Raw genomic sequence first — 9,410 nt, 5'->3', positions numbered from 1 at the left:
GGCATGGGCAGGCCCAGCGCCACGCCGGCCTGCTGCGCCTGTGCCACCAGCTGCTCGCCGCGCAGGTCTTCGTGGAACAGCGCCATGCGAAAGAAATACAGGCTGGCGTCGTCGGGCTGCGTTTTCTCCAGCAGCTCCAGGGTGTCTTCCAGCGTTTCCAGCAGGTAGGCCCTGAGCTGGTTCGGTGACGGCAGCGCAATGTCCCAGCGCTGAGACGGCGACACCAGCAGCGGATCGAACCAGCCGTCGCTGCGCGGCTCGATGGACGCCAGCCGCACGGCGTCGGGCGGACAGGCCGCGCCCAGCCCGCGCTGCGGATTGCGGCCGATCCAGGCCTCGGCCAGCCAGCCGGCGTGGCCCACGCGCCAAGCCGGCGGCGGCATGCGCGGCGCGCGCGGGGCCTCCAGTGCCGGGCCCAGGGCCTGTTCGAAATCGCGCAGCAGGTACAGCGTGTGGTTGCGCGCGTCCATCAGCGCCAGCGACAGCAGCTCGCGCCCCGCGCCACGGGTTTCGGGTGCGTCGAGGGAAGCCGTGTCGGTGCCTGGGATCATCGGCCCATTATCGTTACGTATTCGTTACGTGTTATCCCCAATGCACTGCAGCCTCATCGTCACGATGCTGTCAGGTTGCGGCGGAAGGCCGCTTCTAGAATTTCCTTCTTATATTTTCACAATACGTGCCCGTTCATCGGGCCTTTCGGCTTCATCTCCCGGAGACAAAAACGATGCGCGCGCTGTTGCAGTTATCCCGAGCCGTGGACGGGCTCAACGCCTTCGTCGGCCGCTGGGTCATCTGGCTGATTCTCGGCTCCACCATCATCAGCGCCGTCAACGCGCTGGTGCGCAAGTTTCTCAACACCAGTTCCAACGCCTACCTGGAAGTGCAGTGGTACCTGTTCGCCGCAGCTTTCCTGCTGGCGTCGGGCTACACATTGCTCAATGGCGAGCACGTGAAGATCGACGTGGTGTCCAGCCGGCTGTCCAAGCGCGCGCAGATCTGGATCGACGTGTTCGGCTTTTCGCTGTTCCTGCTGCCGCTGTGCGCCGTCATCCTGTTCTTCGGCGTCCCCTTTTTCCTGCAGGGTTTCCGTTCGGGCGAGATGTCGCAGAACGCCGGCGGCCTGGTGCGCTGGCCCGTGTACCTGATGATGCCGCTCGGCTTCGGGCTGCTGATGCTGCAGGGCATCTCGGAGCTGATCAAGCGCGTGGCGTTCCTGCGTGGCCTGATCGACGACCCTACCGCCAAGAAGCTCGAAAAGACGCCGGAGGAACTGCTCGCCGAAGAGCTGCGCCGCCTGCAGGAACAGCAAGGCCGCGCGTGAGCGCGGCCTGAAGAAAAGAACGAGGACTCCTCCACATGCAGTTCATCATCCAGAACCTCGCGCCGCTGATGTTCATCGGCCTGATCGCCTTCCTGCTGGTCGGCTTTCCGGTGGCCTTCAGCCTGGGCGCCTGCGGCCTGTTTTTCGGCTTCATCGGCATCGAAATGGGCGTGCTGCCCGAGTCGCTGCTGCAGGCGCTGCCACTGCGCATCTACGGCATCATGCAGAACGACACGCTGCTGGCCATTCCGTTCTTCACCTTCATGGGGTTGATCCTCGAGCGCAGCGGCATGGCCGAGGACCTGCTGGACACCATCGGCCAGCTGTTCGGCCCGGTGCGCGGCGGCCTGGCGCTGGCGGTGATCTTCGTGGGCGCCCTGCTGGCTGCCACCACCGGCGTGGTGGCAGCCTCGGTGATCTCCATGGGCCTGATCTCGCTGCCCATCATGCTGCGCTACGGCTACGACCGGCGGCTCGCCTCGGGCGTGATCGCCGCGTCCGGCACGCTGGCGCAGATCATCCCGCCCTCGCTGGTGCTGATCGTGCTGGCGGACCAGCTGGGCCGCAGCGTGGGCGACATGTACAAGGGCGCGTTCATCCCCGGCTTCATGCTGACCGGCATGTACGCCGGCTACGTGATCCTGGTGGCGCTGTTCAAGCCGAAATGGGCGCCGGCACTGCCGCTGGAAGCGCGCACCATCCGCGAGGACAACGGCTCGGCGGGCCTGCCCTCGCTGCTGGTCCTGACCCTGGTGTCGGCCGCCGCGGCCGTCGTGCTGGGCAAGAACTGGGAGCGCGTGGTCGGCTGGTGGAAAGGCGGCGAGGCGGGCCTGGTGCCGTTCGACGAAACGCTGGTCGTCTCGCTGTGCGCGGGCGTGCTGCTCGCGTTCCTGATCGCGGTGGCCAACAAGCTGCTGCGGCTGCGGCTGCTGTCGCGCATGGCCGAGCGCGTGACCTTCGTGCTGATTCCGCCGCTGCTGCTGATCTTCCTGGTGCTGGGCACCATCTTCCTGGGCATCGCCACGCCCACCGAGGGCGGCGCCATGGGCGCGCTGGGCGCGCTGATCATGGCCCTGGCACGCGGGCGGATGAATTTCTCGCTGCTCAAGCAGGCGCTCAACACCAGCACCAAGCTGTCGTGCTTCGTGGTGTTCATCCTGATCGGCTCCACCGTGTTCAGCCTGGTGTTCCAGGGCGTGGACGGACCGCGCTGGGTGGAGCACCTGCTGACCAGCCTACCGGGCGGCCAGCTGGGCTTCCTGATCGTGGTGAACCTGCTGATCTTCTTCCTGGCGTTCTTCCTCGATTTCTTCGAGCTGTCGTTCATCGTGGTGCCGCTGCTGGCACCGGTGGCTGAAAAGCTGGGCATCGACCTGATCTGGTTCGGCGTGCTGCTGGGCGTGAACATGCAGACCTCGTTCATGCACCCGCCGTTCGGCTTCGCGCTGTTCTACCTGCGCAGCGTGGCGCCCGACAAGGAATACACCGACAAGCTCACGAAGAAGACCATCCCGCCGGTCACCACCATGCAGATCTACTGGGGCGCGGTGCCCTTCGTGGTCATCCAGGTCCTGATGGTGGCGATGATCATCGCCTTCCCCGGCATCGTGTCGCGCGACAAGGAAGAGAAGATCGACCTCGACAAGGTCGTGATCCCGATGGACACGCAGTCCGGCCTGCCCGCGGCACCCTCCCTGCCCGGCGCATCCGGCGCGGCCGGCGCCCTGCCCCAGGCGCTCCCCGTTCCGGGCACGGCCGAAGGCGACAAGGCAGCCTCCGACGAGCAGCAGAAGATCGACGACCTGTTCAAGAAATAGGACAGCCGCGCGTCAGGAAAAAGGGGCCCCGCGCGGGGCCTTTTTTCATTGCACTCGAAGGTGCCGCCTACACTCGCGCGATGGAAGACCACGTCCACCTCGCGGCCGCCATCCTGTTCGGCTGTGCCCTCGTCCACACCTTCTCGGCCGGCCAGCTGTACCGCCTGGGCAATCGCTGGCCGCGCCACGGCGGGCTGTTCCACCTGCTGGGCGAGATCGAGGTGGTGTTCGGCTTCTGGGCCATGGTGCTGCTGCTCGCGCTGGTGGTGCTTGCGGGCTGGGACGATGCGGTGCAATACGCCGAATCGCGCCGGTTCACCGAGCCGCTGTTTGTCTTCGTCATCATGGTCATCGCGGCTTCGCACCCGGTGATCCAGGCGCTGCGCTGGGCCATGGCGCGGCTGGCGCGCCTGCTGCCCGTGCACGACGAGGTGGCGGCCGTGTGGCTGGGCCTCGCGCTGCTGCCGCTGCTGGGGTCGCTAGTCACCGAGCCCGCCGCCATGACGCTGGCCGCGATGATGCTGGCGCCGCGCATCTTCCGCGAAGGCATTCCCGAGCGGCTGAAGTACCTGGCGCTGGGCGTGCTGTTCGTCAACGTGTCCATCGGCGGCACGCTCACCTCGTATGCCGCGCCGCCGGTGCTGATGGTGGCCTCGGCCTGGAGCTGGGACTCCGCCTTCATGGCACGCACCTTCGGCTGGCGCGCGGCCATCGGGGTGCTGGTGAACGCCACCGTGGTGACGCTGCTGCTGCGGCGGCACCTGCGGCAGGCGGGCGGCGGCGATGCACCGCAAGGCGACCTGCGGCTCGGCGTGCCACCGGCCGTCGCGCTCGTGCACCTGCTGTTCCTGGCCGGCGTGGTGGCCACCGCGCACCATCCGGTGCTGTTCCTGTGGCTGTTCATGTTCTTCCTGGGCTTCACCCTCGCTTACGACAGGCACCAGCAGCCGCTCCTGATCCGCGAGGCGCTGCTGGTGGCGTTCTTCCTCGCCGGCCTGGTGGTGCTGGGCGGCATGCAGGAATGGTGGCTGCAGCCGCTGGTGTCGGGCCTGGAACCCGGTGCGCTGTTCTTCGGTGCGCTGGCGCTCACGGCCGTCACCGACAACGCCGCGCTCACCTACCTGGGTTCGCTGATCGAGGGCCTGTCGGATGCGGCCAAGTACGCGCTGGTGGCCGGCGCGGTCGCCGGCGGCGGGCTGACCGTGATCGCCAACGCGCCCAATCCCGCGGGCGTGGCGCTGCTGCGCAAAGGCTTCAACGACGGCACCATCGGCGCCATCGGGCTGCTGCTAGGGGCGGCGGGGCCGACCGTTGTCGCAGCGGTGTGCTTTCTGGTCTGACTGAGCGCGCCGCAATGAAAAAAGCCCCGCGTCGCGGGGCTTTTTCCTGCAGGCCTTGCGGCCCGCGCTGCTTACAGCTTTTGCTCCTGCATGAAGCGGTCGAAGGTGCCTTCGGTAAAACGGAACCACAGGTTCTGGTCGGCACGGAACTTGGAATAGTCGGCGTAGATCTTCTTCCAGTCCCCGTTCTTGGCGCCCAGCTCCTCGTACAGCGCCATGGCCTGCTTGAACGCCTCCGCCATCACGTCGCGCGAGAACGGGCGCAGCTTGGTGCCGGCGCCCACCAGCTGCTTGAGCGCCAGCGGGTTGCGCGCGTCGTAGCGCGCCTGCATCACCACGTGCGCCTGCGAGGCGGCGGTTTCCACCATCGCCTTGTACTCGGGCGAGAGCGACTCATAGGCCTTGTTGCCGATGAAGAATTCGAGCTCCGCACAGCCTTCCCACCAGCCGGGGTAGTAGTAGAACGGGGCGACCTTGTTGAAGCCCAGTTTCTGGTCGTCGTACGGGCCCACCCACTCGGCCGCGTCGATGGTGCCTTTTTCCAGCGCCTGGTAGATCTCGCCGCCGGGGATGTTCTGCGGCACGCCGCCCATGCGCTCCAGCACCTTGCCGCCGAAGCCGCCGATGCGCATCTTCAGGCCCTTCACGTCGGCCAACGACTTGATTTCCTTGCGGTACCAGCCGCCCATCTGCGAGCCCGTGTTGCCGCCCGGCAGGTTGATCATGTTGTACTTGGCGTAGAACTCGCGCATCAGCTTCATGCCGTTGCCGTCGTACATCCACGCCGTCATCTGCCGGCTGTTCAGGCCGAACGGGATCGCCGTGCCCATGGCGAAGCACTCGTTCTTGCCGAAGAAGTAGTACGGCGCCGTGTGCGCCATCTCCACGGTGCCCTGCTGCACCGCGTCGACCACGCCCAGGGCCGGCATCAGTTCGCCGCCGGCGTGCACCGACACTTCGAACTTGCCGCCCGACATCGCCTTCAGGTGGGTGGCGAACACCTCGGCCGCGCCATAGATGGTGTCCAGCGACTTGGGAAAGCTGGAGGCCAGGCGCCAGCGGATGGCGGCCTGCGCATGCACCGCCGGGGCGACGCCCGCGGCCAGCACACCGGCAATGCCCGTGTTCTTGAGAAGTGATCGACGGTCCATGAAGTCTCCTTTTTGATATGCAAAAGCGATGGACAAGGTGCGCCGATGTCGTGGGCGGCTTGTCCGGTCCGACACCATTCTAGGAAGGCATCCACTTCGGTCTTCAGGTGTTTTCCCTTGCGGGCAGCCGTGCCCGCAAGGACTTGCGCGCAGCTGCGCCTACAGCTTTTGCTCCTGCATGAAGCGGTCGAAGGTGCCTTCGGTGAAGCGGAACCACAGGTTCTGGTCGGCGCGGAACTTGGAGTAGTCGGCGTAGATCTTCTTCCAGTCCTCGTTCTTGCCGGACAGCTCGCTGTACAGCGCCATGGACTGCTTGAACGCCTCGTTCATCACGTCGCGCGAGAACGCGCGCAGCTTGGTGCCGGCGCCCACCAGCTGCTTGAGCGCGGCCGGGTTGCGCGCGTCGTAGCGCGCCTGCATCAGCACGTGCGCAGAGGAGGCGGCGGTTTCCACCATGGCCTTGTACTCGGGCGAGAGCGCCTCGTAGGCCTTGGTGTTGATGAAGAAGTCGGCCTGCGCGCTGCCTTCCCACCAGCCGGGGTAGTAGTAGTAGGGCGCGACCTTGTTGAAGCCCAGTTTCTGGTCGTCGTACGGGGCGATCCACTCGGCCGCGTCGATGGTGCCTTTTTCCAGCGCCTGGTAGATTTCGCCGCCCGGAATGTTCTGCGGCACCGCGCCCAGGCGCTCCAGCACCTTGCCGCCGAAGCCGCCGATGCGCATCTTCAGGCCCTTCACGTCGGCCAGCGACTTGATCTCCTTGCGGAACCAGCCGCCCATCTGCGAGCCAGTGTTGCCCGCGGGGAAGCTGACGATGTTGTACTTGGCATAGAACTCGCGCATCAGCTTCATGCCGTTGCCGTCGTACATCCACGCCGTCATCTGCCGGCTGTTCAGGCCGAACGGGATCGCCGTGCCCAGGGCGAAGCACTCGTTCTTGCCGAAGTAGTAGTACGGCGCCGTATGGCCCATCTCCACGGTGCCCTGCTGCACGCCGTCCACCACGCCCAGGGGCGGCATCAGCTCGCCGGGGGCATGCACCGAGATTTCGAACTTGCCGCCCGACATGGCCTTCATGTGGGCAGCGAACGCCTCGGCCGTGCCGAACAGCGCATCCACCGATTTCGGGAAGCTGGAGGCCAGGCGCCAGCGGATGGCGGCTTGCGCATGCACGGCCGGAGCAACGCCGGCGGCCAGGACGCCGGCAATGCCCGCATGCCGGATGACTGAACGACGATCCATGAGGTCTCCTCTTCTTCGAATGGAAAAATCCAGGGCGCGCAAGCCCGCAGACGGACCGGAGCTGCCTCCCGTGTGCGCATTCTAGGAAGCGGCCCTCTTTGGTATTCAGGGGTTTTCCCTGCAGGCTGCACCAGCCTGGCGCCGCCTGTCAGCTAACGTTCAGGATCGATCCGGCAGGGTTCAGCCCTGGCCCACGACCTTCAGCGCCGGCGGCATGCGGTCCACGATGCCGCCGAAGCGCGCGAGGATCGACGCCTCGATGCCGGCGGCGTCCAGCCCTTGCAGCGACAGCAGCCGCGCCGGGTCGCCGTGCGGCGCGAACTCGTCGCGCAGCCCGAGTTGCAGCACGGGCTTGAGCACACCCGCGGCCTGCAGCGCCTCGGCCACCGCGCCGCCCGCGCCGCCCATGATGCAGCCCTCTTCCAGCGTCACCAGCCCCTCGTGGCCGGCCGCGATCTCCAGCAGCAGCGCGAGGTCCAGCGGCTTGGCCCAGCGCATGTCGGCCACCGTGAGGTCCAGGCGCTGCGCCACGGCCAGCGCCGGATGCAGCAGCGTGCCGAAGGCCAGCACCGCCACGCCCTTGCAATCGGTGCGTTCGGCGCCGCCCGCGCGCCAGCGGCGCACTTCGCCCTTGCCGAAGGGCAGGCTTTGCAGCCCGGGCTCGATGGCGGCGCCAACGCCGGCCCCGCGCGGGTAGCGCACCGCCACCGGATGGTCCTGCTCGAACGCGGTGGTGAGCAGCCTGCGGCACTCGTTCTCGTCGGACGGGCAGGCGATGCTCACGTTGGGCACGCAGCGCAGGTAGGCGATGTCGTAGGCGCCGGCGTGCGTGGGGCCGTCGGCGCCGACCAGGCCGGCGCGGTCCAGCGCGAACACCACCGGCAGCTTTTGCAGCGCCACGTCGTGGATCAACTGGTCGTAGCCGCGCTGCAGGAAGGTGGAGTAGATCGCCACCACGGGCTTGAGGCCCTCGCAGGCCATGCCGGCCGCGAAAGTGACAGCGTGCTGCTCGGCGATGCCGACGTCGTAGTAGCGGTCCGGAAAGTGCTTTTCGAATTCCACTAGGCCCGAGCCCTCGCGCATGGCCGGCGTGATGCCGACCAGCCGTGCGTCGTGCTGCGCCATGTCGCACAGCCACTGGCCGAACACCTGCGTGAACGTCGTCTTCGGCGGCGTAGCCGGCGCGGTGAGGCCCACCGCCGGGTCGAACTTGCCGGGGCCGTGGTAGGCCACCGGGTCGGCCTCGGCCAGCTTGTAGCCCTGGCCCTTGCGCGTGACCACGTGCAGGAACTGCAGGCCGCCCAGCTGGCGGATGTTCTCCAGCGTGGGCACCAGCGACTCGATGTCGTGGCCGTCGATCGGGCCGCTGTAGTTGAAGCCGAATTTCTCGAACAGCGTGGCCGGCACCACCATGCCCTTGGCATGTTCCTCGAAGCGCTTGGCCAGCTCGAAGAGGGGCGGCGCGATCGACAGCACGTTCTTGCCCACGCTCTTGGCCGCCGCGTAGAAGCGCCCGGTCATCAGCTGCGCCAGGTAGCGGTTCAGCGCGCCCACCGCGGGGCTGATCGACATGTCGTTGTCGTTCAGGATCACCAGCAGGTTGCAGTCGGACACGCCGGCGTTGTTCAGCGCCTCGAACGCCATGCCGCCGGTGAGCGCGCTGTCGCCGATGACGGCGATGCACTGGCGCTTCTCGCCCTTGTGCTTGGACGCCATGGCCATGCCGAGCGCGGCCGAAATGCTGGTGGACGAGTGCGCCGTGCCGAAGGTGTCGTAGGCGCTCTCGCTGCGCTGGGGGAAGCCGGCCAGGCCGCCGAACTGGCGCAGCGTGGGCATGCGCTCGCGCCGCCCGGTCAGGATCTTGTGCGGATAGGTCTGGTGGCCCACGTCCCACACGATGCGGTCGTCGGGCGTGGCGAACACGTAGTGCAGCGCGATCGACAGTTCCACCGTGCCCAGATTGGAGCTCAGGTGGCCGCCGGTGCGCGACACGCTGTCGAGAACGAAGGCGCGCAGTTCGCCGGCCAGCGCCTTCAGCTGCGCGCGCGGCAGCCGGCGCAGGTCGGCGGGGTCGTTGATGGTGTCCAGCAAGGAGCTTGTCATGTGCAATCCGGTTTCGGCGGCGGTTCAGCTTTCGCGGCTCACCACCATGTGCGCCAGCGCGCGCAGCGCCCGCGTGTCGCCCAGGCCTTCCAGCCCGCCGCGCTCCAGCGCCGCCAGGGCCTCGGCCAGCAGCTGCGCGGCATAGGCGCGCGAGCGCTCCAGGCCCAGCAGCGCGACGTAGGTGGGCTTGTCCTGCGCGGCGTCCTTGCCGGCGGTTTTGCCCAGCGTGGCGGAGTCGGCCGTCACGTCCAGGATGTCGTCCACGACCTGGAATGCCAGGCCGACGGCCCAGCCGTAGTCGGCCAGCGCCTGCTCGCCGCCGGCGCGCACCGCGCCGCTGGCCGCGCCCATCATCACGCTGGCCTGCAGCAGCGCGCCGGTCTTCAAGCGGTGCATGCGGCGCAGCGCGTCCTCGGCCAGCGGCCGGCCGACGCTGGCG

At 67.5% G+C, this 9,410-nt stretch carries 8 protein-coding genes; 3 read left to right on the top strand and 5 right to left on the bottom strand.

From position 1 onward, the window contains the following. Positions 1-551, bottom strand: a 551-nt coding sequence (locus H0U68_RS19675) for a DinB family protein (protein WP_296358600.1), incomplete at its 3' end; no start/stop codon positions are given. Between the two features lie 173 nt (positions 552-724). Between H0U68_RS19675 and H0U68_RS19670 the strand changes: the two genes are divergently transcribed. The 3 genes from H0U68_RS19670 (at position 725) to H0U68_RS19660 (ending at position 4,478) form a co-directional block, all read left to right on the top strand. Beyond that, positions 725-1,321 carry a TRAP transporter small permease subunit gene (locus tag H0U68_RS19670; protein ID WP_296358599.1) on the top strand — a complete coding sequence of 199 codons (597 nt, stop codon included), beginning with the start codon at positions 725-727 and terminating at the stop codon, positions 1,319-1,321. Positions 1,322-1,356: 35 nt separating this feature from the next. Next, the gene (locus tag H0U68_RS19665; protein ID WP_296358598.1) at positions 1,357-3,138 is read left to right on the top strand and encodes a TRAP transporter large permease subunit; all 1,782 of its coding nucleotides are present in this window, start codon (positions 1,357-1,359) and stop codon (positions 3,136-3,138) included. Positions 3,139-3,218: 80 nt separating this feature from the next. Continuing rightward, complete coding sequence (locus H0U68_RS19660; RefSeq protein ID WP_296358597.1) at positions 3,219-4,478, top strand: putative Na+/H+ antiporter; 1,260 nt, start codon at positions 3,219-3,221, stop codon at positions 4,476-4,478. A 71-nt stretch (positions 4,479-4,549) separates the two neighbouring features. On the opposite strand, the gene H0U68_RS19655 is transcribed toward H0U68_RS19660, so the two are convergent. From H0U68_RS19655 to H0U68_RS19640, 4 genes are all read right to left on the bottom strand, one after another. Beyond that, entirely contained in the window at positions 4,550-5,629 is a 1,080-nt protein-coding gene (locus tag H0U68_RS19655; RefSeq protein WP_296358596.1) for a TRAP transporter substrate-binding protein, read from the bottom strand. A 159-nt stretch (positions 5,630-5,788) separates the two neighbouring features. Further along, complete coding sequence (locus tag H0U68_RS19650; protein WP_296358595.1) at positions 5,789-6,868, bottom strand: TRAP transporter substrate-binding protein; 1,080 nt, start codon at positions 6,866-6,868, stop codon at positions 5,789-5,791. Positions 6,869-7,048: 180 nt separating this feature from the next. Further along, positions 7,049-8,971 (bottom strand): 1-deoxy-D-xylulose-5-phosphate synthase, encoded by a 1,923-nt coding sequence (gene dxs / locus H0U68_RS19645; protein WP_296358594.1) that lies wholly within the window; start codon positions 8,969-8,971, stop codon positions 7,049-7,051. A 24-nt stretch (positions 8,972-8,995) separates the two neighbouring features. Then, on the bottom strand, positions 8,996-9,410 hold a 415-nt coding region (locus H0U68_RS19640), incomplete at its 5' end, for a polyprenyl synthetase family protein (RefSeq protein WP_296358593.1).

It is taken from the genome of Ramlibacter sp. (assembly GCF_013697775.1).
GTDB lineage: Bacteria > Pseudomonadota > Gammaproteobacteria > Burkholderiales > Burkholderiaceae_C > Ramlibacter.
Note: the sequence above shows the minus strand (reverse complement) of the source record. Positions and strands in the feature narration are given on the sequence as shown.

Excerpts from the sequence above, each read along its gene's own strand:
- H0U68_RS19670 (WP_296358599.1), top strand. The coding sequence starts at position 725 with ATGCGCGCGCTGTTGCAGTTATCCCGAGCCGTGGACGGGCTCAACGCC.
- H0U68_RS19665 (WP_296358598.1), top strand. The coding sequence starts at position 1,357 with ATGCAGTTCATCATCCAGAACCTCGCGCCGCTGATGTTCATCGGCCTG.
- H0U68_RS19660 (WP_296358597.1), top strand. The coding sequence starts at position 3,219 with ATGGAAGACCACGTCCACCTCGCGGCCGCCATCCTGTTCGGCTGTGCC.
- H0U68_RS19655 (WP_296358596.1), bottom strand. The coding sequence starts at position 5,629 with ATGGACCGTCGATCACTTCTCAAGAACACGGGCATTGCCGGTGTGCTG.
- H0U68_RS19650 (WP_296358595.1), bottom strand. The coding sequence starts at position 6,868 with ATGGATCGTCGTTCAGTCATCCGGCATGCGGGCATTGCCGGCGTCCTG.
- dxs (WP_296358594.1), bottom strand. The coding sequence starts at position 8,971 with ATGACAAGCTCCTTGCTGGACACCATCAACGACCCCGCCGACCTGCGC.